The 327-nt window shown below is 26.3% G+C and carries 1 protein-coding gene; it reads right to left on the reverse strand.

The window, feature by feature from the left end; genetic code table 11:
- Nucleotides 1-327 (reverse strand): GA module-containing protein (locus HMPREF3045_RS09300; RefSeq protein ID WP_180363003.1); only part of this gene is annotated, 327 nt, incomplete at both ends.

Here is a 327-nt window from a genome sequence, read left to right on the forward strand (position 1 = left end):
TTGTCCTGTAATTCCAGCTGCTTTTAATTCCTTAATTGCTTTTTCTTTTGCATCTTTCAAATCTTTTGCTGCTTTTACTTCTTTGTTTATTTTATTGATTATATCTTCAACATCTGATTTTGTTAAAGCATTGTCAAGCATTTCTAATGCTTTTTTCATTATTGCTTCATCATCAGTTGGTGCTAATTTATTAAATTTTGCATCAATTATTGCATCTAATAATTCTTTAGCATCTTCTATTACCTTATTTACTGCTTTTTCGTCTTTAGCTTTGTCTATTAATGATTTGAAATGATTTTTTTGTACTTGACTTAAATCTAATTTATC

This window comes from Anaerococcus sp. HMSC075B03 (assembly GCF_001815585.1).
Lineage (GTDB): Bacteria > Bacillota > Clostridia > Tissierellales > Peptoniphilaceae > Anaerococcus > Anaerococcus vaginalis.